This window comes from Aeromonas media, assembly GCF_000819985.1.
Taxonomy (GTDB): domain Bacteria; phylum Pseudomonadota; class Gammaproteobacteria; order Enterobacterales; family Aeromonadaceae; genus Aeromonas; species Aeromonas media.
Genome location: NZ_CDBZ01000033.1, coordinates 1 through 25,354, shown reverse-complemented (window position 1 = coordinate 25,354; position 25,354 = coordinate 1). Strand labels below are relative to the sequence as shown.

Below are 25,354 nucleotides of genomic sequence, written 5' to 3'. Positions count from 1 at the left end.
GAAGAGGCGACCCCGGGGTCGCCTCTTCTCATTCATGGGGCACAGTGTCTCCGCCCAGCTTGGCGCCGTTCTCCACCGCCTGCTCCGGGATGGCCATCACCACGGCGCCATCGGCCCGGTAGAAGCCGGTCAGCAGAAACTCCGACTGGATGGGACCTATCTGCTTGGCCGGGAAGTTCACTACGGCGACTATCTGGCGCCCCACCAGATCCTCCGGTTGATAGAGATCCGTTATCTGGGCGCTGCTCTTGCGCACCCCGAGCTCGGGGCCGAAATCCGCCCACACCTTGTAGGCGGGCTTGCGCGCCTCTGGGAAGGGCTCGACCCGCACCAGGGTGCCCACTCTCAGCTCCACCATCTCGAACTGCTGCCAGCTTATGGTCTGCATCTTGGCTCCTCCTTTCACACACCTTGCATTGACCTCAGCATGCCTCGAAACGACAGCCCCTGTCTTCGGCAAGGGGCCGGACTGTTATGGCTGCGGGCCGTTTTGCTGGCGCCAGCGGGAGGGGGTGAGGCCCGTCCCGGCCAGGAAACGCTCGGCGAAGGCTCCCTGATCCTGATAGCCGCAGCGGCTGGCCACCTCGCCTATGGGCAGGGCGGTCTGGGCGAGCAGGGTGCGTGCCAGCGCCATGCGCCGACTGCGAATGTAGTGGGAGGCGCTCATGCCGAACTGCTGGCGAAAGGCGTGCTTGAACTGGCTCTGGCCGAGGCTGGCGATGGCTGCCAGTTGCTGATTGGTCAGTGCAGCCGCAAGGTTGGCCTCGATATGGCGCTGCACTCTTGTCATGCGGGGGGCCAGGGGGGGGCCCATGCCCTGACTCTGGGCCAGGAGGCTCAGCCAGACCTGCTCCATACCGGCTACATGGCGACCCTGGCGCACCATCTGATGCAGGAAGGCGAGGTAGTGGCGCTGGGGCTCGTCCAGGGGGATGAAGGGGCGCTCGCCAAGGGCCTCCGGCAGCCAGTGGCTCTCCTGCACCAGGAAGGAGAGCGCCGGGTCGGCGGCGTCCCTGGCCCTGCACCTCGATCTCGAGGGGGCCGTCCAGGGGGATCACCAGCTGGGCGAAGTCGTGGCTGTGGCTGCTGATGTCGCTCTGGTAGCGGCGCAGGCTGAACGGGCAGGGGGCGGATAAGGATGACGCGGCACCGGGCCGCGTCATCGAAGAGGGGGGATTATGTGCCATGGGCCACCGGATTACTCGGCGTCGAAATCTTCGATCTCTTTGCCGAGCGCCTCCATGATGGCGCGGGCCTCGGCGGGGACGCTGTCCGGATGATCCTTGCGCAGATCGTCGTCACAGGGCAGCGGCTGACCGGTGAATGCGTGCAGGAAGGCCTCACAGAGCAGCTCGCTGTTGGTCGCATGACGCAGGTTGTTCACCTGGCGACGGGTGCGCTCATCGGTCAACACCTTCAGCACCTTGAGCGGGATCGAGACGGTAATCTTCTTGACCTGTTCGCTCTTCTTGCCGTGCTCCGCATAGGGGCTGACGTAGTCGCCGTTCCACTCTGTACCCATGTTCCACCTGTTCTCGTTTGGCCGTGAGCGCGGATTTTAACCCTTAAGGATCTCAATGGCAATCCAACAGCAAAGCCATTTAGACGTCTAGAAGTGTTGACGGCTTTTTTAAGGTGGCGTAGTGTGATGCACCATGGACCGGCACTCCGGCCAGCGCAAATGAGAGCGGGGCAGGACGACCCACGAGGCGGACCGGCTCCGGCAACACATCAAGGAGAGTGACATGACCCACAAGGCCACCCAGGCGGTACGCACCGGGATTGAGACAGACACACAGCACGGTGCCGTGGTGCCCCCCATCTACCTCTCCAGCAACTACACCTTTGCCGACTTTGGCGAGCCCCGTCAATACGATTATGCCCGCTCAGGCAACCCGACCCGCACCAATCTGGCGGACGCACTGGCGGCCCTTGAAGGGGGCGCCGGCGCCGTGGTGACCGGCACCGGCATGGGGGCCGTGCACCTGGTGACGACCGCCCTGCTCAAGGCGGGGGATCTGCTGATCGCCCCCCACGACTGCTACGGCGGCACCTGGCGCCTGTTCGAGTACCTGGCGGCCAAGGGCCACTACAGGGTGCAGTTCGTCGATCAGGGGGACGAGGCCGCGCTCGCCGAGGCGCTGGCGCAGCAGCCGGCCCTGGTGTGGGTAGAGACCCCCTCCAACCCGCTGCTGCGGGTGGTGGACGTTGCCGCCATCGCCACCGCCTCCCATGAGGTGGGTGCCAAGGTGGTGGTGGACAACACCTTCCTCTCCCCGTTGCTGCAACAGCCGCTCTCGCTGGGTGCCGACGTGGTGGTGCATTCGACCACCAAGTACATCAACGGCCACTCCGACGTGGTGGGCGGGGTGGCGATCGCCAAGGAGGCCGAGCTGGCCGACTCCCTGGTGTGGTGGGCCAACTGTCTGGGGCTCACCTCGGGGGCCTTCGACTCCTACCTCACCCTGCGTGGGTTGCGCACCCTGGCGCCGCGCCTGCGTGCCCATCAGGAGAACACGGACAGGATCCTGGCCTTCCTGCAGCAGCAGCCGCTGGTCAAAAAAATCTATCACCCCAGCCTGCCGAGCCACCCGGGCCACGAGATTGCGCGCCGTCAACAGTCCGGTTTCGGCGCCATGCTAAGTTTTGAACTCGATTGCAACGAGACGGGGCTGCGCGCCTTCCTCGCGGCGCTGCGCCTCTTCTCTGTGGCGGAATCCCTCGGCGGGGTGGAGAGTCTGGTGGCCCATCCGGCCAGCATGACCCACAGGGCCATGACCCCGGCGGCGCAGCAGGCGGCGGGCATCAGCGCCCAGTTGCTGCGCCTCTCGGTGGGCATAGAACACGGTGAAGACCTGGTGGCCGATCTGGCTCAAGGCTTTGAACAGGCGCAGTTGGTACAACAGGCAGAACAGGTGAAGTAATGGAACAGCAACAACAAGGAGAGAGTGCGGTGGTGGCAGAGAGAGCCTTGAAGCGGCGTCATGTGCACAAGTTTGGTGGCAGCAGTCTGGCGGATCCTGTCTGCTATCGCCGGGTCGCCAGCATTCTCGAACAACAGGCCGAGCAGCATGGCGGGGGCAGAGAGCTGGTGGTGGTCTCCGCCGCCGGCAAGACCACCAACCGGCTGATCCAGCTGGTGGAGCTGGCCGAGGCGGGTGATGAGGCCGCGGGCGAAGCCATCACGGCCCTGCACGCCTATCAGCAGAGCCTGATCGACGGTCTGCTGGAGGGAGAGTTGCGGCTCGACTTGAGCCAGCAGCTGACCGACGACATGCAACTGATCGCCAAGACCCTGGAGGGGCAGTTCGATCGCTTCGCGCGCAATGGCCTGCTTGCCTTTGGCGAGGTATGGTCGGCGCGCCTGCTGGCCGCCCTGCTCACCAGTCGCGGCGACAAGGCCATCTGGCTCGACGCCCGCAGCTTCCTGCGTGCCGAGGATGGCGCCCTGGTCAAGGTCAACACCGCCATCTCCAGCGAGTTGCTCAAGGCCCGCCTGGTCGAACACCCCGGCCGCATCGTCGTGACCGGCTTTATCGCCGCCGACATGGAGGGGCGCTCATTGCTGCTCGGTCGCAACGGCTCCGACTACAGCGCCAGCCTGCTTGCCGCCCTGGCAGATGGGGAGTCCACCACCATCTGGAGCGACGTAGCCGGGGTCTACAGCGCCGACCCGCGTCGGGTCAAAGAAGCCCGCCTGCTGGAGCGCCTGAGTCTGGCGGAAGCCAACGAGCTGGCCCGTCTCGGCTCCTCCGTGCTCCATTCCCGTACCCTGCAACCGGTGGCCGACAGCCGCCAGCGCCTCACCCTGCGCTGCAGCTACAACCCGGACGAGGGCTGCACCCATATTCTGCGCCGCGCCCCCCGCTCCGGCGGCGCCCGCATCGTCTCCTCGGTGGATCAGATTGCCCTCATCGAGCTCAAGGTGCTGCCCCAGACCGGCTATGAGCAGACGGTGGCCGCCATCGAGGCCCATCTGGCCCGCCATCGCCTCCACCCGCTCACCCTGCAGCGCCAGCCGGATAGGCGGATCCTGCGCCTGGCCTATACCCTGGAGGTGGCACAAGGAGCTTTCGAGGTGCTGCGGGACTTCCAACTGCAGGGCAGCTTCACCGGCCTCATCCAGAAAGAGGGGTTCAGCCTGGTGGCCCTGGTGGGCGCAGGGGTGACCGACAACGCCGAGCAGTGTCATCGCTTCTATCAACTGCTGGCGGATCAGCCCCTGGAGTTCGTTCAAGTGGCCAGAGACGGCCTGAGCCTGGTGGCCGTGCTGCGCCAGGTGGTGCTGGAGCCGCTGCTTATCGCCCTGCACAGCGCCCTGTTCAGCCGTCCGACCCGGGTCGGTCTGGTGGTGTTCGGCAAGGGCAACATAGGTGGTCAGTGGCTCAGCCTCTACGCCCGCGAGAAGGCGCGGCTCGAGCATGAACTCAATCTGGCGCTCACCCTCTACGGGGTGTTCGACTCCAAGGGGGGCGTGTTGGATGAAGAGGGGCTGGATCCCCTCAAGGTGCGTGACAACTTCAATCCCAAGCCGCTGATCTGGCCGGAGCTGCTCTCCCAGCTGGAGCAGCACGGTTTTGACTCCCTGATCGCGCTCGACATGACCGCCAGCGAGACGGTGAGCCGCTACTACCCGGACTTCGCCCAGCTCGGCTGCCACATCATTGCGGCCAACAAGTTTGCTGGCGCCGCCGACAGCGAGTTCTACCAGCGCATCAAGCAGACCTGCCGCGATCATCAGGTGCAGTGGCGCTACAACGCCACCGTGGGGGCCGGGTTGCCCATCCAGTCCAGCATCCAGATGCTGCGCCAGAGCGGGGATCGCATCCAGGGAGTCTCCGGCATCTTCTCCGGCACCCTCTCCTGGCTGTTCCAGCAATATGACGGCAGCCGCCCCTTCTCCGAGCTGGTGGACGAGGCCTGGCAGCACGGTCTGACCGAGCCGGATCCCCGGGAGGATCTCTCCGGTCAGGACGTGCGCCGCAAGCTGCTCATCCTGGCGCGGGAGGCGGGGTTCGAGCTCGACTCCGCCGACATCGAGCTGGAGAACCTGGTGCCGGTCTCCCTGCGCAAGGTGAGCACGGATCAGTTCATGGACAGGCTCAAGGAGCTGGATGATCCCATCCAGACCGCGTTCGAGGGGGCACGCCGGGTCGGCAAGGTGCTGCGCTACGTCGCCCGCTTCGAACACGACGGCAAGGCGCGGGTCGGGCTGGAGACCCTGGAGCCCCACCATCCGTTCGCCAACCTCCTGCCCTGTGACAACGTGTTTGCCATCGAGAGCGACAGCTATCGGACCAATCCGCTGGTCATTCAGGGGCCGGGGGCGGGGCGCGAGGTGACGGCTGCTGCCATTCAGTACGACTTGTGGCAGATCTGCGCCAGCCTGTAAGGGACTGGTGGATGATACAAAGAAGAGGCGCCCAAGGGCGCCTCTTCTCGTTGGTGGTCGCAATGCCTTACCAGAACAACTTGCCCAGCAGGGGGGCGAGCAGCACAGTCGCCATGCCGGCTATCATCATCACCATGCTGGAGACCACCCCCTCTTCGTTGCCCATCTGGTACGCCCTGGCGGTACCCGCGCCATGGGCGGAGGCGCCGAAACCCGCCCCCTTGCCGAGGCGGCTGCGGATGGCGAGCACCGTCAGCACGCTCTCACCCACCGCCATGCCGATCACCCCGGTCAGCACCACGAACAGGGCGGTGAGATCGGCGTTGCCACCGACCGAGCGGGTCGCCTCCACCGCGAAGGGGGTGGTGATGGATCGCATGGCCATGCTGCGCTGCAGCAGCTCGGAGAGGTTCAGCCAGCGTGCCAGCAGCACTGTGCTGCCCACCGCCATCACCACCGAGGCGATCACCCCCACCGACAGGGAGAGCCAGTGGCGGCGCATCAGCGAGCGGTTCTCGTAGACGGGCACCGCGAAGGCGACGGTGGCCGGGCCCAGCAGCCAGAGCAGCCAGTGGGATTCGGCCATGTAGTCCTGATAGGGGATGTGGAACAGCACCACCACGGCCACCAGCAGGGCGGGGGCCAGCAGCAGCGGCATCAGGGGCAGGATGCGCTTCTTGCCATAGAGCCACTTGCTGGCGTAGTAGAACAGCAGGGTGAGGGCGAAGCAGAGCAGGCCGAGCAGGGTGTCAGACATGGCGGCGACTCCGGCGGGCCAGCTTCAGCTCCAGGCGATAGACCCTGTCCACCACCAGGGCCGTGGTGCCGAGCACCAGCACAGTGCTTGTCACCAGCACCACCATGATGCGCCACCCCTCCTGCAGCAGCAGATCCTGATAGTTGACCACGGCCACCACGGCGGGCACGAAGAACAGCAGCATCTCTGCCAGCAGCCAGCGGGCCCCGGCGCTGAACCACTGGGCCTTGACCACCCCGAGCAGGATGCAGACCAGCAGCAACAGCATGCCGGTGAGGTTGGCGGGCAGGGGTAGGTGGAAGGTGCGTACCGCGGTGTCGGCCAGCAGCCAGATGGCCGCCAGCAGGGCTATTTGGAAGGGGGTTTGCAACCAGCGAAGGCAGAAGGCTTTCATGATGGGCGTCTTTCTGTGAACCTGGTCACAGTATAAGCGGGGGCTAAACCTGCAAAAAATGAATTTAAATTATGAAAAATATGCCAAGTTGGCATTATTTGGCGATCACCCCAGACGAGCGTCCCATGGATATCCGAGCCCTGCGTTACTTTGTCGAACTGGTGCGGGAGAAGAGTTTCACCCGCGCCTCCGAGAAGCTGTTCGTCACCCAGCCCACCATCAGCAAGATGATCCGCAACATGGAGGAGGAGCTGGGCCAGCCCCTGCTCAATCGGGAGGGACACAGCTTCACCCTGACCGACAGCGGCCAGGTGCTGTTTGCCCGTGGCCAGCTGATCCTGGCCCAGATGCAGCAGCTGGAGGCGGAGCTTGCGGATCTGCAGAGCCTGCAGCACGGGCGCCTGGCGCTCGGCATCCCCCCCATGGTGGGCCACGTCTATGCGGACCTCATCCGCGCCTACCGCAGCCGCTACCCCAAGGTGGAGCTCTCTATCGTCGAGTACGGCGGGCGCCGCATCGAGCAGGCGGTGCTGGAGGGGGAGCTGGATCTCGCCATCACCATGTTGCCGACCAGGGAAGAGGGGGTGCTGAGCGCCCTGGAGCTTGACTGCTATCCCATTCAGGTGGTGCTGCCTGACCTGCCCCGCTGGCGCGGGGGCAGCGAGATCCGGCTGGCGGATCTGCAGGAGGAGCCCTTCCTGCTCTACACCCAGGCCTTCACCCTGAGCGAGCGGCTGGAGCAGGCCTGTCAGCAGGCGGGCTTCGTGCCCCAGGTGGCGGCGCGCAGCAGCCAGTGGGATTTTCTCACCGCCATGGTGCGCAGTGGCATGGGGGTCGCCTTCCTGCCCGAGCCCATCTGTCGGCGGCTGACGCCGGACGGCCTGGTGTTGCGTCCCCTGTTGCCGGAGCTGAGTTGGCGGCTCGGGGTGATCTGGCCCGCGAAACGCTACCTCTCCCGCACCGCCGAGGCCTGGCTCGCCCTGTGTCGCGAGCAGGGGGCGCGGGGCTAGGCGCTACTTGCCGACCTTGCCTGTCTTGTCGTGGGGGGGAATACCGAACGCATCCCGGGCCGGATCATAGAGATAGGATCGGTAGTCGCTCCCCTCGGCGGGCAACTGGGGGTTGCTCAGCCTGAACAGCTGGCGCGAGGCCAGTTGGGTGAACACCAGAGAGGGTTGGAAGTGCTGGCGCCAGAGCCGCTGGAGTGAGCCGTCCTGCCAGGCCAGCTGCAGGCCGAGCTGGATGCGCTCGCGCTCCTTGTGGTAGGTAACATGGCTGTAGAAGGCGTGGATCAACGGATAGAAGAGGATCACATGGCGATCGACGGTGAGGGTCGGCAGCCTGGGGTGGTGGGTCTCCCACTCCGCCAGTATCTCGTTGGCACCGCGACAGAAGAGGTCGACCCTGCCACGAGCCACCATGCGAAACAGAGACTCGTAGTTGTCCACCTCCTGCACCTGGAAGCCGTTGTGGCGCAAGATATCGGCATCCTGCCACCCCTTGCCACTTCCCTGACTGAACGCCTGCAATTGTGCCAGGGTGCGGACCCCGGCCAGCACCTCAGCGCGGTCGGCGCCGACGAAGCAGACCCGGTAACCGAGAATGCCGAGATCGATGGGGAAGGGGATCCGGCTGACCTCTTTGTGAGGCGTCTTCTGGGGCCAGTTGTCGATGATGAAGAGGGCATTTCTGCCCGGCTTTTGCACCTCGAGTCGCATCCGCGCCTTGTTCATCTTGAGGGAGTCGTGCAGCTCGTAGTCGCCGTATTGCTGGCGGGTCTTCTCCAGCGCCAGCCGCATCGCCTCCCGGTAGTAGTCCATGCGGGCATCCTGTTCGTTTTCCGGGCTGAGCAGGGTAAATCGGGTGGCCGCCATCGGGGAGGATGAGAGGGAGAGCGTGAGGAGCAGGAGCAGGAGTCGATGCATCTTGGCCGGTTTCTACAACGGGATTGTGCCCATTATAGTTCGGGGCCCCCTGCCGACACAGCGCTATTGGCCCCCGGCTCCTCTGACCTCTGGGCCTGGCTTCAGACGGTTTTTACCTGCGAACCCGACTGGGGACACAGTGCGATTGCGGGACCCGGGCTCTTCTGGCCTAACCTCAGACCGATTCCATCAGGGCGCCCAGCTGGCGACACAGCTGGCGCAGGGTCTGGTTGTCGAGACAGCCGAAGCCGAGCAACCAGCCCTCCCGGGTGGGCGGGGCGAGGTGATACTGACGCAGGGGGCGCAGCCCCAACCCCCGGGCGTTGGCCGCCTCAGTCCAGCGGGCCTCTCCCCCGGCGGGCAGCAGCACGGCGCACTGCAACCCGGCGCCGCTGTGGACGGGGGTGAGCCTTGGGCAGTGCTCGGCCAGCTCGGCCAGCAGCAGATCCCGTCGACTCTGGTAAACGAGACGGCTCTGGCGCAGGTGAGTGGCGAAGTGGCCGGCGCGGATGAAGTCCGCGGTGACCGCCTGCTGCAACTGGTTGCTGTGGCCGTCGACGGCGGCGCGAGCCCGGCTGAAGGCCTCCATCAGGGGGCGCGGCAAGACCAGGTAGGCGAGGCGCAAGGAACCAAATAGCACCTTGCTGAAGGTCCCCACATAGAGGACACGCCCCTGGCCATCCAGCCCCTGCAGGGCGGGGAGCGGCCGCTGATCGTACTGGTACTCCCCGTCGTAGTCGTCCTCCAGGATCCAGGCGCCGCGCCGCTCGGCCTCCGCCAGCAGTGCCATGCGGCGCGGCAGGCTCATGGGGACCCCGAGGGGGTACTGGTGGGCCGGGGTGCAGTAGATGAGCCTGGGGCTGGGGTGTTCGCCGGCAGGATTGAGCCCCTCGGCGTCCACCTGCACCGGGTGGATGCGGGCGCCGGCGCTCTCCATGGCGGTGCGGGCACCGGGATAACCCGGATCCTCCACCCAGACGGTGTCACCGGCATCGATGAGCAGCTGGGTCGCCAGCAATATGCCCTGCTGGGAGCTGGTGAGGATCAGGATCTGCTCCGGCTCGCACACCACGCCCCGCGATTGCACCAGGTAGCTGCTGATGGCGGCGCGCAGCGTGGCCAGCCCTTGCGGATCCCCGTAATTCATCCAGTCGCTGGCCCCCTGACGCCACTGCTGCTGCATCAGGCGACCCCAGAGTGCCTGGGGAAAGAGGCGGGGATCCGGCTGGCTGGAGGCAAAGGAGTTGCCCACCTCGGGCACCTCGTGGCAGGCCCCCCCTTGCGCCATCTCCTGACCACGGCGTGAGAGCCCCGCCGCCGACTGGGGCGGGCGCGGAGCGGGGCGCACCGCCGCCAGGGCGACGAAGCTGCCGGCCCCCACCTTGCGCACCAGATACCCCTCCGCCTCCAGCCGGCCATAGGCCAGCTCCACAGTGCTGCGGGAGATGCCGAGATCCCGGGCCAGTATGCGGCTGGCCGGCAGCCTGCCGTGCAGCGGCAGATGACCCGCCAGTATTGCCTCCCGCAGGGTGCGCACCAATTGTTCGTGCAGGGGAAGATCGTTTTGCTGCTGGTCGGCAAAGAGGGTTGGCAGGACTGTCATGATTGGCCTCCGCGGGGGCGGGGCAGATGGCCCCCCCATCCGGATATCGCCTCCCGCAGGGTGCGCACCAACTGTTCGTGCAGGGGAAGATCGTTTTGCTGCTGGTCGGCAAAGAGGGTTGGCAGGACTGTCATGATTGGCCTCCGCGGGGGCGGGGCAGATGGCGCCCCCATCCGGATATCGCCTCCCGCAGGGTGCGCACCAACTGTTCGTGCAGGGGAAGATCGTTTTGCTGCTGGTCGGCAAAGAGGGTTGGCAGGACTGTCATGATTGGCCTCCGCGGGGGTGGGGCAGATGGCCCCTCCATCCGGATATCGCCTCCCGCAGGGTGCGCACCAGCTGTTCGTGCAGAGGAAGATCGTTTTGCTGCTGATTGGCAAAGAGGGTTGGCGGGACTGTCATGATTGGCCTCCGCAGGGCCGGGGCAGATGGCCCCCCCATCCGGATATAGCTTCCCGCAGGGTGCGCACCAACTGTTCGTGCAGGGGAAGATCGTTTTGCTGCTGGTCGGCAAAGAGGGTTGGCAGGACTGTCATGACACTTCCCGTTGCGGATAAATTGGTCTGCCCATATTGGCAAAATTGGTCGGCGTGGCAAGGCCATTTTGTCGCTACATTGGTGGGCAAGGAAGTGAAGCAATCCCATTGGCTACAGAAGGAGTCTGCATGTCGGAATACAGCGCCACCATCAGTTGGCAGCGAGGGGCCAGCGAGCCCTTTGTCGATCAGCGTTACAGCCGTGCCCATGAGTGGGCGTTTGATGGCGGAGTCAGGGTGCCTGCCTCCTCCTCCCCCCATGTGGTGCCCTTGCCTTACTCGGTGGCCGAGCACGTGGATCCCGAGGAGGCCTTCGTCGCATCCCTCTCCAGTTGTCACATGCTGACCTTCCTGTGGCTGGTCGCCAGGGCGGGTTATCTGGTGGAGAGCTACCGTGATGAGGCCGTCGGCATCATGGAGCAGAACGAGCGAGGTCGCCAGTCCATCACCCGGGTCACCCTGCGCCCCAGGGTGGTGTTTGGCGGCGAGCGTCGGCCCGATCTCGCCGTGCTGGAGCGGCTGCACCACCAGGCCCACGAGGAGTGCTTCATCGCCAACTCGGTCAACACCGTCGTCACTACAGAGATAGCGCTCTAATCACAAGGAGGTTCAGGATGAGTCATGTATTGAGTACCGGGGTTGCTAGCCCGCTGGAGGCCAGCGCGTTTTTCGAGGCCCAGTTGAAGTTTCGCACCGATCCGGCGGATCTCGCCGCCGATCTGCTGGCCGGGGAGGCGGACGAGGGGGGCAGCATAGTGGTCATCGACACCCGCTCCCCCGCGCACTACGCCGAGGGCCATATCCCGGGGGCCGTCTCCTTCCCCCATCGCACCATGAGCCCGGCGACCACCCAGGGGCTGTCGCGGGACAAGGTCTATGTCTGCTACTGCGATGGCATCGGCTGCAACGGCTCGACCCAGGGGGCGTACAAGCTGGCGGCCCTGGGCTTTCGGGTCAAGGAGCTGATCGGCGGCCTGCACTGGTGGCGCCAGGACGGCTTCGCCGTCGCCACCGGCAGCGAGGCCGGCGTCTTGCTGGAAGGGGGGATCGCCTGTGCCTGCTGAACCCCTCTTCAACGGCCATGGCCAACCCCTGGGCGAGTCTCTGCCCGACTGGCGGGGCGCCGAGTTTCCCCCTCACCGCGTGCTGAGCGGCTGGGGCTGTCGCCTGGAACCGCTCGATCCCGAGCGCCACGGCAGCAGCCTGTGGCAGGCCTTCTGTGCCGACAGCGGGGCCATGTGGACCTACCTCACCAGCGGCCCCTTTGAGAATGAGGCGGCCATGCTGGCCTGGCTGCGAGGGGTCGCCGCCAAGGCCGATCCCCAGTTCTATGCCATTGTCGATGAGAGGCGCGGCCGAGCGCTGGGGCTCGCCAGCTACCTGCACATCGACCCCGCCGCGGGCAGTGTGGAGGTGGGTTGGCTGCACTTCTCGCCGGCCCTGCAGCAATCGCGGCTGGCGACGGCGGCCATGGCGCTGATGATGGCCAATGCCTTCGCCCTGGGGTATCGCCGCTACGAGTGGAAGTGCAATGCCCTGAACCGACCCTCCTGGCAGGCGGCGCTGCGGCTCGGCTTTTGCTATGAGGGGACGTTCCGCCAGGCGCGGGTGGACAAGGGGCACAGCCGGGATACCGCCTGGTTCTCGGTGATAGACGGCGAGTGGCCCGCTTTGAAGGGCTGTTTCGAGCGCTGGCTGGCGGATGCCAACTTCGACGAACAGGGGCGCCAGCGGCTGCGCCTCTCCGAGCTCACCGCCGCCTGCCGGGTGACGCCATAAGCCTGTGGTCCCTTGGGCCTGAGGGGCAAAACGAGAGAGGCCCCGATTGCGGGGCCTCTCTCATGCTGGATGTTGCTTGATGAGTGAGCTCATTCATGGTGCTCGCCGATGGGGGCGGCGATCCACTTCATCAGGCGCACCATGTCCTCGGGCGCCACCCCGACCGAGAGGCCGCGCTTGCCGCCACTCACCAGGATCTCGTCAAACGCCATGGCGGAGTCGTCCAGCACGGTCGGCAACAGCTTCTTCTGGGCCAGCGGGCTGATGCCGCCCACCTTGTAGCCGGTCAGCTTCTCGGCGTCGGCCGGCTTCATCATCTCCACCTTCTTGAGGCCGGTGGCCTTGGCGAGCTGCTTGAGGCTGCACATGCCGGAGGAGGGGACTATGGCGACCACCGCCTGCTTGTCGTGGTGAGCCAGCAAGGTCTTGAACACCTGAGCCTGGGGCAGGCCGAGCTGGGTCGCGGCATGCTTGCCGAAATCGTCGTGGGCTTCGCACTCGTAGGGATAGAGCTTGTGGGGGATTTTCAGCTTCTTCAGCAGGTTGATGGCGGGTGTCATGGGGTCTCCTCGGGCCTGAACAAGGCCAGACAGTCTGCGCCCGAGGGCCAGATGTGGCAAGTGTCAGCCTTCACCCCCCATGGGGGCCTCTGTTCGCGCAACCGGATGCCGGATCCTATGATCTGAGCTCTTGTTCCCGCATTCCTCCGCGATGCGATGGCGATCGAAAGGAATCGTAGCCATGAATACCCCAGCAATCCGCTCTCGCGATATCGACACGTTCGATCGTTATGAGGCCCTGGCCCGGCTGACCGCCCTCGACCGGACCTACGGCATGGTCGAGTTCGATCTGGATGGCCGCATGGTGTCGGTCAACATGCTGTTCTGCCGCATGTTCGGCTATGCCCCCGATGCGCTGGTCGGCCAGTCCCATCTGCTGCTGTTGCCGCCGGAACTGCACGCCGAGTACGGACGCTTCTGGCAAGGCGTGTTGAAGGGCGAGATCCACTCGGGGGAGTTTCGCCGCGTCATGCACGATGGCGGTACCCTCTGGATCCACGCCACCTACATGCCCATCACCGACGAAGCGGGGGCCCTGCTCGGGGTGATCAAGCTGGCCCACGACATCACCTCCGAGGTGCTGGCCAAGCAACGGGTCGAGCAGCAGAGCCAGCTGTTCGACATCGTCGTGGCCGCCCATCAGAGCTTTCTGCTCGACCGCAACCTGGCATCCGCCTGCGACACCGTGTTCGAGCGGCTGCTGAGCGTCAGCCAGAGCACCTATGGCTTCATTGGCATCGTCCAGTACGAGGAGGGGCTGCCCAGCCTCTACATCCCCTCCATCTCGAACGTCTCCTGGGACGATGCGACCCACGCCTGGTACGAGCAGCAACGCCAGAACCGGGGCGGCCTCATCTTCAGCAAGCTCGACAACCTGTTCGGCCACGTGGTGACCCACAACACCCTGGTGTGCTGCAATGATCTGCCGAGTCATCCGGCGAGTCGCGGCGTCTCCCCCCGGGGGCACCCCCGTCTGGACAGCTTCCTCGGCATCCCCATCCGCCACAAGGGGGAGGCCATCGGGATGATCGCCCTGGCGAACCGTCCCTGTGGCTTCGACGAAACCCTGGTGACTCAGCTCGAACCGCTCACCACGGCGCTCGGCACCCTGATCCACGCTCGCAATCTGGAGGATGAGCGCAGCCGGATGGAGCGGGTGCTGCGCTTCAACGCCGAGCACGACTTTCTCACCAAGCTGCCCAACCGCAGCAGCTTCTTCACCCAGGCGAATGTCCTGCTCGATCATATCCAGCGTCATCCGGCCGAGGGAGAAGCCTGTTGCCTGGTCCTCATCGATATCGACTTTTTCAAGCAGATCAACGATGAGCATGGTCACCTTGCCGGGGATGCTGTGCTCGAGGAGCTGGCGCGTCTGCTGATGCAGGCGGTGCGCAGCCAGGATCTGGTGGCGAGGTTCGGCGGGGAGGAGTTCATCATGCTGCTGCGCGGCACCACCCTGGAGGAGGCTCGCGCCATCATGGAGCGCATCCGGCAACTGGTCGAGCAGCACAGCTTCCTGTATCAACAACAGACGATCACCGTCACCATCAGCCTGGGCCTCACCCCCTATCAGATGAGCTACCGCTGCATGGATGACTGGTTGTTGTGCGTGGATCAGCGCCTCTACGAGGCCAAGCGCCGGGGACGCAACCGGATTGCCTAGGCTGGCTGGACAGCAGAAACAGAAAGGGCGCCATATAGGCGCCCTTTTATATCAGGAAGAGGTGCTTGATGGCCCGGCCATCAACCCGTGTTGCGCATGCCGGCGGCGATACCGGCGATGGTGACCATCAGCGCCTGATCCAGCTCGGGGTGCAGAGTTTCAGGGTTTTTGCGCGAGCGACCCAGCAGCTCGACCTGCAGCACGTTGAGCGGGTCGGTGTAGGGGTTGCGCAGCTTGATGGACTCCTTGATCCAGGGCTGGTCGTCCAGCAGGTCTCCCTGCGGGCGCAGCTCCAGCACCACCTGAATGGAGTCGGAGAGCTCCTGACGCAGTTGCTTGCCGAGGGCCCACAGCTCTTTGGGCACCAGACGGGTGTCGTAGTACTCCGCCAGCCAGAGGTCGGCCTTGAGGAACACCATTTCCAGCATCTCGAGACGGGTGCGGAAGAAGGGCCACTGGCGGCTCATCTCGTCCAGCACGCTCTTCTGACCGTCATCTATGGCCTGCTGCAGACCCTTGTGGGCACCGAGCCAGGCTGGCAGCATCAGCCGGTTCTGGGTCCAGGCGAAGATCCAGGGGATGGCGCGCAGGCTTTCGACGCCGCCGTTGGGCTTGCGCTTGGCGGGACGGGAACCGAGCGGCAGCTTGCCGAGCTCCATCTCCGGGGTGGCGGCGCGGAAGTAGGGCACAAAGTCCGGGTGGCCGCGCACTATACTGCGGTAGTGATCGCAGGAGACGGTGGCCAGCTGCTCCATCACGGCGCGCCAGCACTCCTTGGGCTTGGGTGGCGGCAGCAGGTTCCCCTCCAGCACGGCGCTGGTGTAGAGGTTCAGGCTGTGGATGGCGACCTTGGGCAGACCGAACTTGAAGCGGATCATCTCGCCCTGTTCGGTGACCCGCAGACCACCGCGCAGGGATCCCGGCGGTTGGGACAGGATCGCCTGATGGGCGGGGGCGCCGCCGCGACCGACGGTACCGCCACGGCCATGGAACAGGGTCAGGCGGATGTTGTTGGCTTCCGCCAGCCCCACCAGGGATTCCATGGCGGCGTACTGGGCCCAGCCGGCGGCCATCATGCCCGCGTCCTTGGCGGAATCCGAGTAACCGATCATCACGTACTGACGACCCTGGATGTAGCCGCGATACCAGTCCACCGACAGCAGGCGATCCATCACGGCGGTACCCGCCATCAGATCTTCCTGGGTCTCGAACAGCGGGGCGACCGGCATGCGGAACTTGCAACCCGCCTCCTTCAGCAGCAGCTGCACCGCCAGGACGTCGGACGGTGCACCGGCCATGGAGATGATGTAGATGCCGAACGCATCGGGGTCGTGACCGGCGATCACCCGGCAGGTGTCTATGGTCTCGCGGGTCTCGTCGCTCGGTGCCCAGTCGGTGGGGATCAGCGGGCGGCGGGAGTTCAGTTCGTTGAGCAGGAAGGCCTGCTTGTCGTCCTCGCTCCACTCGGCGTAGTCACCCATGCCGAGGTAGCGGGTCAGCTCGGAGAAGACCTGACCATGACGCTCACCGTCCTGGCGGATGTCCAGCTTGACCAGATGGATGCCGAAGCAGGCCAGCTTGCGCAGCACGTCCAGCAGCATGCCGTCGGCGATGTTGCCCATGCCGCAGGCGTGCAGGGAGTGGTAGCAGAGCTCCAGCGGCTCGCGCAGCTGGGCCGTGGTCTTGATGAGATCGCGGCTCTCGCTCGCCTGACCCTGCACCTTGGCGGTGAGGAACTCCTGGGTCTCGCGCAGCTGCTCGCGCAGCTCGCGCACCAGGGCGCGGTAGGGCTCGGGGTTGTCACCGACCCGGGCGCGCACGGCCTCGGTACAGTCGGCCATGGAGAGCTCTGAGGTGAGCTCCTTGATGTCGCGGTAGAAGAGGTTGACCGCCATCCAGCGACCCAGCTCCAGCACCTCGGCGGTCACCTTGGCGGTGACGAAGGGGTTGCCGTCGCGGTCACCGCCCATCCAGGAGGTGAACTTGACCGGCGCGGCATCCAGCGGCAGGCGCACACCCAGGTGGTGTTGCAGGCGCTCGTCCAGATTGCGCATGAATTCGGGAATGGCCGGCCACAGGCTGTTTTCCACCACGGCGAAGCCCCACTTGGCCTCGTCCACCGGCGTCGGGCGCTGCTCGCGGATCTCGTTGGTGTGCCAGGCCTGATTGACCAGCTGTTCGATGCGATTGAGGATCTTGTCCCGCTCGCGGGGCAGCAGATCGGAGAGCTCCAGCGCTTCCAGGCAGTCGTTGAGCTGCACGTGCTTGTGGATCAGGGTGCGACGGGTCACCTCGGTGGGGTGGGCGGTCAGCACCAAGTCGATGTCCAGCTCGCGTACCGCCTGGATGATGGCCTCCTGGGAGAGGTTGGAGGCTTTTAGCTTGGCAAACATCTGCTCAAGCGGGTCCGGCGTGCACTCCTGCTCTTCGCAGCGGCGGGAGATGGTGTGGAACTGCTCCGCCACGTTGGCCAGATTGAGGAACTGGCTGAAGGCGCGGGCCACGGGCAGCAGCTCGTCATCGGAGAGAGTACGCAGGGTCTCTAGCAGGCGTTCCCGGTCTGACTCGTTGCCCTTGCGGGAGGACTTGGCCAGTTGACGAATGGTCTCAATCTTGTCGAGGAAGGCTTGACCCTGATGATCCTTGATGGATTTCCCCAGCAGTTGGCCCAACATGCCTACGTTGGCCCGTAGGGCGGCGTACTTTTCGTTCATTCCACATCCTTATTTGGTTGGTGCCCCTTGACCTTCCGAGGGGAGAGGCAGCCTCACTTATTGTTGTGCGATTACAACATATGCTCCGTCATCTTAGGGGGACAATCTACCCAGATTGTCTGCGCAAGGTCAAATAACAGGCCGATTCAGAACATGTATTTCCCTCACCTGTCCCGAGGCGGCATGTCATGTAACTTACTTACATTCCCCTCGACCTAGGCGCAGAAACGCCGGATCAGGTGCTGCAGCACCGCCGTGGTCGGTTTGACGAACGAGAGATCCAGGTATTCATCGGGCTGATGGGCCTGAGTGATATGGCCCGGGCCCATCACTATGGTCTGGCATCCCAACTGCTGGATAAAGGGGGCCTCGGTACAATAGTTCACGGATTCGGCGGCCCGACCGCTCGCCCGCTCGGCCTCGCGTACCAGATCGGAGCCGTCCTCGCAGGCATAGGCCGGAATGGGTTCGTGCAGGTGTTGCAGGTGCAGGCAGCCCGGCTGGTGAACTTCGATGGGGGAGAGCGCCTCTTTCAGCAGGCCCATCAGTTCATCCGGTCCCACCTGAGGGGTGGGCCTCATGTCGATGTGCAGCTCGCAGCAGCCGCAGATGCGGTTCGGGCTGTCGCCCCCCTGGATGTAGCCCAGATTCAACGTGGGCTGGGGCACGGCGAATCTGTGGTCGGCATAGCGATCCTTGAGATCCTGCTGAAGTTTGAGCACCTGGCCCATGGCTTTGTGCATGATCTCCATGGCGTTGACGCCGTTGGCGGGATCCGAGCTGTGACCGCTTCGGCCTGTGATGCGAATGGCCTCCGACATGTGGCCCTTGTGAGCCACTACGGGCACCAGACCGGTCGGTTCACCGATCACCGCATAGTCGGGTTTGATCTCGGCCGCCGCGGCGATGGCACGGGCCCCCGCCATGGTGGTCTCCTCGTCAGCGGTGGCCAGGATGCGCAGCGGCTTGCTGAGGGTGGTGAGATCGATCTCCTTGAGCGCCTCCACGATGAAGGCGAAGAAGCCCTTCATGTCGATGGTGCCGAGCCCGTACAGGCGGTTGCCCTCCTCGGTTACCTTGAAGGGATCCTTGCTCCAGCCTCCCTCGTCGAACGGCACAGTATCGGTGTGACCTGCCAGCAGCAGGCCCCCTTCCCCCTGGCCATAGGTCGCCACCAGATTGAATTTGCCCGGCAGGTCGGGCAGTGCCGTCACCTCGCACTGGAAGCCGAGCTGGCCGAACCAGTCGGCCAGCAGCCGGATCACCGCCTCGTTGCTCTGATCCCAGCGAGGATCCGTGCTGCTGATAGAGGGAATCGCAATAATATTCTTATAAAGTGAAAAAAAATCCAGATTGGCCATCAGCTCCTCCTTGCGTCCCCGGAGTGTTTCTGTTAGAAAATACAAATGCAAAGTGAGTGCATGAATATTCTTTTCAAGTGCTCATCAACAAGGCTTCTAGTTGTAAGGGAAAGTTAATGTTCTGTCACCTGATCTGTAACCGACGACGCATATCCGCCTGAATTGCCCCTCCGCATTCGTTGCATCTAAGGGGCGATAGCCGACCCCTTGCACCGCAGCACCACGCTGTGAATTTCGAACCCAGACTTGGAATACTCAAACATGCTCAATACCGTTATCGTCGGTGCCAGTGGCTACGCGGGGGCCGAACTGGCCGCACTGGTCCAGAACCATCCAGAACTCAAGCTGTTCGGCCTCTATGTCTCCGCCGGCAGCCAGGACGCCCACAAGCGTTTCTCTTCCCTGCATCCCCAGTGGGTCGGTGAGCTGGATCAGCCGCTGCTGCCGCTGGACGAGGACGGCATGACCCGGATCCTGACCCAGGCCGACCTGGTGCTGCTGGCCACCGCCCACGAGGTGAGCGCCGAGCTCGCCCCCAAGTTCCTGGCCAAGGGGCTGCCGGTGTTCGATCTCTCCGGCGCCTTCCGGGTCAAGGATCAGGGGTTCTACGCCTCCTTCTACGGTTTCACCCACGACAGCGAGCAGTGGCTGGAACAGGCCGTCTACGGTCTGGCGGAGTGGAATGCCGATGCCATTGCCGCTGCCCAGCTGATTGCGGTGCCCGGCTGCTATCCGACCGCCTCCCTCTGCGCCCTCAAGCCGCTGCAGCAGGCCGGTCTGATTGCCGAGGAGTGGCAGCCCATCATCAACGCGGTTTCCGGTGTCTCCGGAGCCGGTCGCAAGGCCGCCATCAACACCAGCTTCTGCGAGGTTAGCCTGAGCCCCTACGGCACCTTCAATCACAGACACCAGCCGGAGATCAGCCACCACCTGGGCAAGGGGGTGCTGTTCCAGCCCCACCTTGGCAACTATGTGCGGGGCATACTGGCCACCATCTATGTGCAACTGGCGGATGGGGTGACGCAAACCCAGGTGGATCAAGCCTATCTCAAGGCCTATGAAGGCAAGCCCCTGGTGCGCCTCACCGGCCAGATGCCCTCCATCCGTGGCGTGGCCAATACCCCTTACTGCGACCTCGCCTGGCAGCAGCAGGGCAACATGCTGGTGGTGGTTTCCGCCATCGACAACCTGCTCAAGGGCGCCGCCTCCCAGGCGATGCAGTGCATAAATATCAAGTTTGGTTTTGAACCGGCCACCGGCCTGATTTAACGCTTTAAGGAAGGATCGAGAAGATGGACAAGCAGACGCTGGTAATCAAGTTGGGCGGCGCCCTGATCGAGAACGACGAGGCCCTGACCGCCCTGTTCGCCACCCTGAAAACCTTCCTGGACGATCAGCACCGTCCCCTGGTGCTGGTGCACGGTGGTGGCTGCCTGGTGGATGACCTGCTCAAGGGGCTGGGGATGACCTCCACCAAGAAGAACGGCCTGCGGGTCACCCCGTTCGAGCAGATCCCCTTCATCGCCGGGGCCCTGGCGGGCACCGCGAACAAGATGATGATGGCCAAGGCCATCGCCACCGGCATCCCTGCCGTGGGGCTCTGCCTCGCCGACGGCGGCCTCTGCCAGGTGACCCAGCTCGACCCGGATCTCGGCGCCGTGGGTGACTGCCAGCCGGGCAACCCGGCGCTGGTGGCCGGCATCCTGGGACAGGGCTTCCTGCCGGTGGTGAGTTCCATCGGCATCACCGCCGACGGCCAGCTGATGAACGTCAACGCGGATCAGGCGGCCACGGCGATTGCCGAGGCGCTGGGCGCCGATCTGGTGATGCTGTCGGACGTGAGCGGCATCCTGGATGGCAAGGGCAAGCTGGTGCCGCAGCTGGACAAACAGAGCGTGCTGGACCTGATGGAGAAGGGCGTTATTACGGACGGCATGGCGGTCAAGGTGAAGGCCGCGCTGCACGCCGCCGAGACCCTGGGCAAACCTGTCTGTGTCGCCAGCTGGCGCTACCCGGACCAACTGCTCAAGCTGCTGGCGGGCGGCGCCGTCGGCACCCAAGTCACCCTCTAACCCTGGCCGGAAAAAGGAACATCCGATGCAACATCTTCTGAAAGACAGCGACTTGAGCAAGGCCCAGATAGAGGCGCTGATTGCCCTCGGCAAATCGGTCAAGGCGGACCCCAAGAAGTACGGCCAGGCGCTGGCGGGCAAGAGCGTGGTCACCCTGTTCGAGAAGCCCTCCCTGCGCACCCGGGTCACCTTCGACATCGGCATCGCCCGGCTCGGCGGTCACAGCGTCTACCTGGATCAGCAGAACGGCGCGCTCGGCAAGCGGGAGTCGGTGAAGGATTTCGCCGCCAATCTGTCGCGCTGGTGTGACGCCATCGTCGCGCGGGTGTTCGATCACCAGACCCTGGTCGAGCTGGCGGAGCATGGTTCTGTGCCGGTGGTGAACAGCCTGTGCAACCTCTACCACCCCTGCCAGGGGCTGGCGGACTTTATGACCATCAGCGAGCAGTATGCGGATCTGTCGAAGGTGAAGCTGGCCTACCTCGGCGATGGCAACAACGTCAGCCACTCCCTGCTGCTGCTGGGGGCGACCCTCGGCACCGACGTGACCCTGGTCTGCCCGAAAGGCCACGGCCCGGATACCCAGATCTTCCTGCAGGCCCAGGCGCTGGCGGCACAATCTGGCGCGCATATCAACATCAGCGATGACGTGGGTGCCATCGAAGGCTTCGACGTGGTTTATACCGACACCTGGGTTTCCATGGGTGACAACACACCAATGGAGCAGGTAAAAGATATCTTCATGCCTTATCAGATCAACCAGGCTCTGCTCGATCGCACCGGCATCCAGCATGTGCTGCATTGCCAGCCGGCGCACCGGGAGCTGGAGATCACCTCGGAGGTCATGGACGGACCAGCCTCCCTCATCATGGATGAGGCAGAAAACCGGATGCATATCCAGAATGCCGTGCTGCTGACGCTTTTGGGTCATAAATAAGCCGGCGACCGACCCTGAATCACAACCTTATCGAATCATCACGGAGAGAAGTAAATGAGCGGAATCAACAAGATCGTACTGGCTTACTCGGGCGGACTGGATACCTCGGCCATCATTCCCTGGCTCAAAGAGAACTACGATGCGGAGATCATCGCCTTCGTCGCCGACGTCGGTCAGGAGCGTGACGATCTGGAAGGGATCGAGCAAAAAGCCATCGCCTCCGGTGCCACCAAGTGCATCGTCAAGGATCTGCGCGAAGAGTTCGTCAAGGAGTACGTCTATCCGACTCTGAAGACCGGCGCCGTCTACGAAGGCACCTACCTGCTGGGCACCTCCATGGCCCGTCCCATCATCGCCAAGGCGATGGTGGAAGCGGCTCTGGCAGAAGGGGCTGACGCCATCTCCCACGGCTGCACCGGCAAGGGTAACGACCAGGTGCGTTTCGAAGGCGCCGTGGCCGCCCTGGCTCCCCAGTTGAAGGTCATCGCCCCCTGGCGTCTCTGGGACATGCGTTCCCGGGAAGATCTGCTGGCCTATCTGGAAGCCCGCAACATCCCCTGCAAGGCGACCTTGAAGAAGATCTACAGCCGCGATGCGAACGCCTGGCACATCTCCACCGAGGGTGGCGAGTTGGAAAGCACCTGGAACGAGCCGTCCGAAGCGGTCTGGCAGTGGACTGTCTCCGCCGAGCAGGCACCGAACGAGCCGGAATACGTCAAACTGACCGTGGCTCAGGGCGAAGTGGTGGCTGTTGACGATCAACCGCTGACTCCGCTCCAGATCCTGATGACCCTGAACGAGCGTGCCGGCAAGCACGGCGTGGGCCGTATCGACATCACCGAAAACCGCATGGTGGGCATGAAGTCCCGTGGCTGCTACGAGACCCCGGGTGGTACCGTCATGGTCGCCGCACTGCGCGCCGTGGAAGAGCTGGTCTTGGATCGCCCGACCCGTGCCTGGCGGGAGAAGCTGGGTGCCGAGTTCTCCCACCTGGTCTATGACGGCCGCTGGTTCACTCCGCTGTGCAAGGCCATTGTCGCCTCCGCCAATGCCATCGCCGAGGATCTCGACGGCGAAGTAGTGCTGAAGATGTACAAGGGTCAGGTCACTGCGGTACAGAAGAAGTCGCCGAACAGCCTCTACTCCGAAGACTTCGCCACCTTCGGCGCCGACGAAGTGTATGACCAGAGCCACGCCGAAGGCTTCATCCGTCTCTACACCCTGGCGAGCCGGATCCGCGCCATGAAGGAGCAGCATCAGGCCATCGGCGGCGATCACACCCACGGCTAAGCCGCAGGATTAAATCCGCTGGTACCGGAGAGGGGGCATTGCCCCCTCTTGTATCAGTGGGGTGTGAGCAGAGCGGCAGCGTCCTGGCCGCTTCTGTGAGATAACAGGCTCGCAGAACAACAGGGCACGATTTCAAGTTCGACGGCGCAAGGCGCCGCCGACAACGCATTCAAGGAGAGCAGTATGGCACTTTGGGGTGGACGCTTCAGTCAGGGAGCCGATAGCCGGTTCAAGCAGTTCAACGATTCGCTGCGGTTCGATTACCGGCTGGCGGAGCAGGATATCCAGGGCTCCATGGCCTGGGCCCGTGCGCTGGTCAAGGTGGGTGTATTGACCGCCGATGAGCAAGGCAAACTGCAACAGGCGATGGAGGTGCTGCTCGCCTCGGTGCAGCAGGATCCCCAGCAGATCCTGAGTTCCGATGCCGAAGACATTCACTCCTGGGTCGAGGGCAAGCTCATCGATGCCGTCGGCACCCTGGGCAAGAAGCTGCACACCGGCCGCTCGCGCAACGATCAGGTCGCCACCGACCTCAAACTCTGGTGCAAGGCCCAGGGCGAGCTGCTGCTCGGCTCCATCACTGCGCTGCAACAGGGGCTGGTCGCCTCTGCTCGTGCCAATCAGGCCGCGGTGCTGCCCGGTTACACCCACCTGCAGCGGGCCCAGCCGGTCACCTTCGCCCACTGGGCGCTGGCCTATGTGGAGATGCTGGAGCGGGACCATTCCCGTCTGCAGGATGCCCTGAAACGGCTCGACACCAGCCCGCTCGGCTGTGGCGCCCTGGCGGGCACCGCCTATGCCATCGACCGCGAGGCGCTGGCGCTGGACATGGGCTTCAGTGGCGCCACCCGCAACAGCCTGGACTCGGTCTCCGACAGGGATCATGTGGTGGAGCTGATGCACGTGGCGTCCCTCTCCATGGCGCACCTTTCTCGTTTTGCCGAGGATCTTATCTTCTACAACACCGGCGAGGCGGGCTTTGTCGAGCTCTCTGACGCGGTCACCTCGGGCTCCTCTCTGATGCCCCAGAAGAAGAACCCGGACGCGCTGGAGCTGATCCGTGGCAAGACCGGCCGGGTGGTCGGCGCCCAGATGGGCATGCTGATGAGCCTGAAGGCGCTGCCGCTGGCCTACAACAAGGACATGCAGGAAGACAAAGAGGGGCTGTTTGACGCCCTTGACACCTGGCACGACTGCCTCGACATGGCGGCCCTGGTGCTGATCGATCTGAAAGTGAATGGCGAGCGCACCAAGGCAGCAGCCCAGGGCGGCTACGCCAACGCCACCGAACTGGCGGATTATCTGGTGGCCAAGGGGATTCCGTTCCGCGAGGCGCACCATATCGTCGGCGAAACTGTGGTCTACGCGATCCAGGTGAAGAAGCCGCTGGAAGATCTCTCTTTGGCAGAGTTCCAGCGCTTCAGCCCGGTGGTGGGGGAGGATGTGTATCCGAACCTGGAGCTGGAAGCCACCCTGGCCAAGCGGGTCGCCAAGGGCGGCGTCGCCCGCGAGCAGATAGAAGCGGCCCTCACCGCCGCCGAGGCCTGGTTGACCAAGCGCGGCTGATCGCCGAACCGGATGAAACGAAGAGGGCTCAGGCCCTCTTTTTTTATGTCTGTACCATCGCCTGCCGACCCCGATTGCGCAAGAATGGGCCTCTGCATGGAAGCCAAGTTATCGCTCAAGGAGCCCTTATGTATCTGCCACCCCACTTCGCCACCCCCGATCCCGCTGCGCTGCACCAGCTGATCCTGGCCCATCCCCTGGGGGCCCTGGTCACCTGTGGCGAGCAGGGGCTGGATGCCAACCACCTGCCGTTCGAGTTCGATGCCGATGAGGGGGTGCATGGGATCTTGCGGGCCCATGTGGCGCGCAACAACCCGCTCTGGCAGGAGGTGAAGGAAGGGCAGGAAGTGCTGGTGATCTTCAGGGCCGCCGAGGGCTATATCTCCCCCAACTGGTATCCGAGCAAGCAGGCGCACCACCAGCAGGTGCCTACCTGGAACTATGCCGTAGTACACGCCCATGGCCGCATCCGGGTGCGGGACGATGCCCGTTTCGTGCGCCGCCTGCTGGCGAGCCTGACTCGTACCCATGAGGCTGCGGAGCCCGCGCCCTGGAAGATGGCGGATGCACCGCGCGACTATCTCGAGGCTATGGTGCAGGCCGTGGTGGGCATAGAGATCGAGATCGATCAGCTGGTCGGCAAGTTCAAGCTGAGCCAGAACAAGGAGGCTGCGGACCGGCAGGGGGCTATCGATGTCCTGCAGGAAAGGGGGCATACCGCGCTAGGGAAGGTGCGAACAAGTCCCTGATATGAGATCATGTTTGTCATCTGGAGCCATGAAAAAGGGTTCATCATGAGTCATCA

Annotated in this window: 22 protein-coding genes and 1 pseudogene; 13 read left to right on the top strand and 10 right to left on the bottom strand. The window is 64.2% G+C overall.

Going from position 1 to position 25,354, the window contains the following annotated elements:
- Positions 1-28 precede the first annotated feature (28 nt).
- The 3 genes and pseudogenes from BN1127_RS02695 to metJ form a co-directional block, all read right to left on the bottom strand.
- Positions 29-388 (bottom strand): tRNA-binding protein, encoded by a 360-nt coding sequence (locus BN1127_RS02695; RefSeq protein WP_042648384.1) that lies wholly within the window; start codon positions 386-388, stop codon positions 29-31.
- A gap of 84 nt (positions 389-472) precedes the next feature.
- Positions 473-1,163, bottom strand: a pseudogene (locus tag BN1127_RS02690) (helix-turn-helix domain-containing protein).
- Positions 1,164-1,198: 35 nt separating this feature from the next.
- A complete protein-coding gene (gene metJ, locus BN1127_RS02685; protein ID WP_005327165.1) occupies positions 1,199-1,522 on the bottom strand; it encodes a met regulon transcriptional regulator MetJ in 324 nt (107 codons plus the stop codon).
- Positions 1,523-1,745: 223 nt separating this feature from the next.
- Here metJ and metB point away from each other — a divergent pair, with 223 nt between their 5' ends.
- Positions 1,746-2,924 carry a cystathionine gamma-synthase gene (metB, locus tag BN1127_RS02680; protein ID WP_042648383.1) on the top strand — a complete coding sequence of 393 codons (1,179 nt, stop codon included), beginning with the start codon at positions 1,746-1,748 and terminating at the stop codon, positions 2,922-2,924.
- A complete protein-coding gene (locus BN1127_RS02675; RefSeq protein WP_042648382.1) occupies positions 2,924-5,392 on the top strand; it encodes a bifunctional aspartate kinase/homoserine dehydrogenase II in 2,469 nt (822 codons plus the stop codon). The genes metB and BN1127_RS02675 overlap by 1 nt, the downstream gene beginning before the upstream one ends.
- 67 nt (positions 5,393-5,459) lie before the next feature.
- Here BN1127_RS02675 and BN1127_RS02670 read toward each other — a convergent pair whose 3' ends face one another.
- Together BN1127_RS02670 and BN1127_RS02665 are read right to left on the bottom strand one after the other, a co-directional pair.
- Positions 5,460-6,149 carry an LrgB family protein gene (locus BN1127_RS02670; RefSeq protein WP_042648381.1) on the bottom strand — a complete coding sequence of 230 codons (690 nt, stop codon included), beginning with the start codon at positions 6,147-6,149 and terminating at the stop codon, positions 5,460-5,462.
- Positions 6,142-6,543: a CidA/LrgA family protein gene (locus tag BN1127_RS02665; protein WP_042648380.1), complete on the bottom strand. Its 402-nt coding sequence runs from the start codon at positions 6,541-6,543 to the stop codon at positions 6,142-6,144. The genes BN1127_RS02670 and BN1127_RS02665 overlap by 8 nt, the downstream gene beginning before the upstream one ends.
- A 125-nt stretch (positions 6,544-6,668) precedes the next feature.
- Between BN1127_RS02665 and BN1127_RS02660 the strand changes: the two genes are divergently transcribed.
- On the top strand, positions 6,669-7,553 hold the full coding sequence (locus BN1127_RS02660; protein WP_041206805.1) for a LysR family transcriptional regulator: 885 nt from the start codon (positions 6,669-6,671) through the stop codon (positions 7,551-7,553).
- A 3-nt stretch (positions 7,554-7,556) separates the two neighbouring features.
- On the opposite strand, the gene BN1127_RS02655 is transcribed toward BN1127_RS02660, so the two are convergent.
- Together BN1127_RS02655 and pdxR are read right to left on the bottom strand one after the other, a co-directional pair.
- A complete protein-coding gene (locus BN1127_RS02655) occupies positions 7,557-8,468 on the bottom strand; it encodes a type 2 periplasmic-binding domain-containing protein (protein WP_042648379.1) in 912 nt (303 codons plus the stop codon).
- 175 nt (positions 8,469-8,643) lie between these two features.
- The gene (pdxR, locus tag BN1127_RS02650) at positions 8,644-10,071 is read right to left on the bottom strand and encodes a MocR-like pyridoxine biosynthesis transcription factor PdxR (RefSeq protein ID WP_042648378.1); all 1,428 of its coding nucleotides are present in this window, start codon (positions 10,069-10,071) and stop codon (positions 8,644-8,646) included.
- 665 nt (positions 10,072-10,736) lie between these two features.
- Between pdxR and BN1127_RS02645 the strand changes: the two genes are divergently transcribed.
- Genes BN1127_RS02645 through BN1127_RS02635 form a run of 3 tightly spaced genes read left to right on the top strand, consistent with a single transcriptional unit; the run spans position 10,737 to position 12,386 of the window.
- On the top strand, positions 10,737-11,204 hold the full coding sequence (locus BN1127_RS02645; protein WP_005324873.1) for an OsmC family protein: 468 nt from the start codon (positions 10,737-10,739) through the stop codon (positions 11,202-11,204).
- A 17-nt stretch (positions 11,205-11,221) separates the two neighbouring features.
- The gene (locus BN1127_RS02640) at positions 11,222-11,671 is read left to right on the top strand and encodes a rhodanese-like domain-containing protein (RefSeq protein WP_005324870.1); all 450 of its coding nucleotides are present in this window, start codon (positions 11,222-11,224) and stop codon (positions 11,669-11,671) included.
- Entirely contained in the window at positions 11,661-12,386 is a 726-nt protein-coding gene (locus BN1127_RS02635) for a GNAT family N-acetyltransferase (protein ID WP_042648377.1), read from the top strand. The genes BN1127_RS02640 and BN1127_RS02635 overlap by 11 nt, the downstream gene beginning before the upstream one ends.
- Positions 12,387-12,475: 89 nt before the next feature.
- On the opposite strand, the gene ybaK is transcribed toward BN1127_RS02635, so the two are convergent.
- Entirely contained in the window at positions 12,476-12,946 is a 471-nt protein-coding gene (gene ybaK / locus BN1127_RS02630; protein WP_005324867.1) for a Cys-tRNA(Pro) deacylase, read from the bottom strand.
- Positions 12,947-13,127: 181 nt separating this feature from the next.
- On the opposite strand from ybaK, the gene BN1127_RS02625 reads away from it, so the two are divergent.
- Positions 13,128-14,609, top strand: a complete 1,482-nt coding sequence (locus tag BN1127_RS02625; protein WP_005324865.1) for a sensor domain-containing diguanylate cyclase — start codon at positions 13,128-13,130, stop codon at positions 14,607-14,609.
- An 80-nt stretch (positions 14,610-14,689) separates the two neighbouring features.
- On the opposite strand, the gene ppc is transcribed toward BN1127_RS02625, so the two are convergent.
- Together ppc and argE are read right to left on the bottom strand one after the other, a co-directional pair.
- Positions 14,690-17,323, bottom strand: a complete 2,634-nt coding sequence (gene ppc / locus BN1127_RS02620) for a phosphoenolpyruvate carboxylase (protein WP_005324863.1) — start codon at positions 17,321-17,323, stop codon at positions 14,690-14,692.
- Between the two features lie 215 nt (positions 17,324-17,538).
- Positions 17,539-18,684: an acetylornithine deacetylase gene (argE, locus tag BN1127_RS02615; protein WP_042648376.1), complete on the bottom strand. Its 1,146-nt coding sequence runs from the start codon at positions 18,682-18,684 to the stop codon at positions 17,539-17,541.
- Positions 18,685-18,945: 261 nt separating this feature from the next.
- Here argE and argC point away from each other — a divergent pair, with 261 nt between their 5' ends.
- The 6 genes from argC (at position 18,946) to BN1127_RS02585 (ending at position 25,298) form a co-directional block, all read left to right on the top strand.
- On the top strand, positions 18,946-19,953 hold the full coding sequence (gene argC, locus BN1127_RS02610) for an N-acetyl-gamma-glutamyl-phosphate reductase (RefSeq protein ID WP_042648375.1): 1,008 nt from the start codon (positions 18,946-18,948) through the stop codon (positions 19,951-19,953).
- A gap of 23 nt (positions 19,954-19,976) precedes the next feature.
- Positions 19,977-20,756: an acetylglutamate kinase gene (argB, locus tag BN1127_RS02605; protein WP_042648374.1), complete on the top strand. Its 780-nt coding sequence runs from the start codon at positions 19,977-19,979 to the stop codon at positions 20,754-20,756.
- Positions 20,757-20,781: 25 nt separating this feature from the next.
- A complete protein-coding gene (locus BN1127_RS02600; RefSeq protein WP_042648373.1) occupies positions 20,782-21,693 on the top strand; it encodes an ornithine carbamoyltransferase in 912 nt (303 codons plus the stop codon).
- Between the two features lie 54 nt (positions 21,694-21,747).
- Positions 21,748-22,983 carry an argininosuccinate synthase gene (locus BN1127_RS02595; RefSeq protein WP_042648372.1) on the top strand — a complete coding sequence of 412 codons (1,236 nt, stop codon included), beginning with the start codon at positions 21,748-21,750 and terminating at the stop codon, positions 22,981-22,983.
- A gap of 183 nt (positions 22,984-23,166) precedes the next feature.
- Complete coding sequence (gene argH / locus BN1127_RS02590; protein WP_042648371.1) at positions 23,167-24,549, top strand: argininosuccinate lyase; 1,383 nt, start codon at positions 23,167-23,169, stop codon at positions 24,547-24,549.
- Between the two features lie 128 nt (positions 24,550-24,677).
- A complete protein-coding gene (locus BN1127_RS02585; RefSeq protein WP_042648370.1) occupies positions 24,678-25,298 on the top strand; it encodes an FMN-binding negative transcriptional regulator in 621 nt (206 codons plus the stop codon).
- Positions 25,299-25,354 lie beyond the last annotated feature (56 nt).

What these genes read in the sequence shown, in the direction of transcription:
- BN1127_RS02695 (WP_042648384.1), bottom strand. Translation starts at nt 388, where the DNA reads ATGCAGACCATAAGCTGGCAGCAGTTCGAGATGGTGGAGCTGAGAGTG.
- metJ (WP_005327165.1), bottom strand. Translation starts at nt 1,522, where the DNA reads ATGGGTACAGAGTGGAACGGCGACTACGTCAGCCCCTATGCGGAGCAC.
- metB (WP_042648383.1), top strand. Translation starts at nt 1,746, where the DNA reads ATGACCCACAAGGCCACCCAGGCGGTACGCACCGGGATTGAGACAGAC.
- BN1127_RS02675 (WP_042648382.1), top strand. Translation starts at nt 2,924, where the DNA reads ATGGAACAGCAACAACAAGGAGAGAGTGCGGTGGTGGCAGAGAGAGCC.
- BN1127_RS02670 (WP_042648381.1), bottom strand. Translation starts at nt 6,149, where the DNA reads ATGTCTGACACCCTGCTCGGCCTGCTCTGCTTCGCCCTCACCCTGCTG.
- BN1127_RS02665 (WP_042648380.1), bottom strand. Translation starts at nt 6,543, where the DNA reads ATGAAAGCCTTCTGCCTTCGCTGGTTGCAAACCCCCTTCCAAATAGCC.
- BN1127_RS02660 (WP_041206805.1), top strand. Translation starts at nt 6,669, where the DNA reads ATGGATATCCGAGCCCTGCGTTACTTTGTCGAACTGGTGCGGGAGAAG.
- BN1127_RS02655 (WP_042648379.1), bottom strand. Translation starts at nt 8,468, where the DNA reads ATGCATCGACTCCTGCTCCTGCTCCTCACGCTCTCCCTCTCATCCTCC.
- pdxR (WP_042648378.1), bottom strand. Translation starts at nt 10,071, where the DNA reads ATGACAGTCCTGCCAACCCTCTTTGCCGACCAGCAGCAAAACGATCTT.
- BN1127_RS02645 (WP_005324873.1), top strand. Translation starts at nt 10,737, where the DNA reads ATGTCGGAATACAGCGCCACCATCAGTTGGCAGCGAGGGGCCAGCGAG.
- BN1127_RS02640 (WP_005324870.1), top strand. Translation starts at nt 11,222, where the DNA reads ATGAGTCATGTATTGAGTACCGGGGTTGCTAGCCCGCTGGAGGCCAGC.
- ybaK (WP_005324867.1), bottom strand. Translation starts at nt 12,946, where the DNA reads ATGACACCCGCCATCAACCTGCTGAAGAAGCTGAAAATCCCCCACAAG.
- BN1127_RS02625 (WP_005324865.1), top strand. Translation starts at nt 13,128, where the DNA reads ATGAATACCCCAGCAATCCGCTCTCGCGATATCGACACGTTCGATCGT.
- ppc (WP_005324863.1), bottom strand. Translation starts at nt 17,323, where the DNA reads ATGAACGAAAAGTACGCCGCCCTACGGGCCAACGTAGGCATGTTGGGC.
- argE (WP_042648376.1), bottom strand. Translation starts at nt 18,684, where the DNA reads ATGGCCAATCTGGATTTTTTTTCACTTTATAAGAATATTATTGCGATT.
- argC (WP_042648375.1), top strand. Translation starts at nt 18,946, where the DNA reads ATGCTCAATACCGTTATCGTCGGTGCCAGTGGCTACGCGGGGGCCGAA.
- argB (WP_042648374.1), top strand. Translation starts at nt 19,977, where the DNA reads ATGGACAAGCAGACGCTGGTAATCAAGTTGGGCGGCGCCCTGATCGAG.
- BN1127_RS02600 (WP_042648373.1), top strand. Translation starts at nt 20,782, where the DNA reads ATGCAACATCTTCTGAAAGACAGCGACTTGAGCAAGGCCCAGATAGAG.
- BN1127_RS02595 (WP_042648372.1), top strand. Translation starts at nt 21,748, where the DNA reads ATGAGCGGAATCAACAAGATCGTACTGGCTTACTCGGGCGGACTGGAT.
- argH (WP_042648371.1), top strand. Translation starts at nt 23,167, where the DNA reads ATGGCACTTTGGGGTGGACGCTTCAGTCAGGGAGCCGATAGCCGGTTC.
- BN1127_RS02585 (WP_042648370.1), top strand. Translation starts at nt 24,678, where the DNA reads ATGTATCTGCCACCCCACTTCGCCACCCCCGATCCCGCTGCGCTGCAC.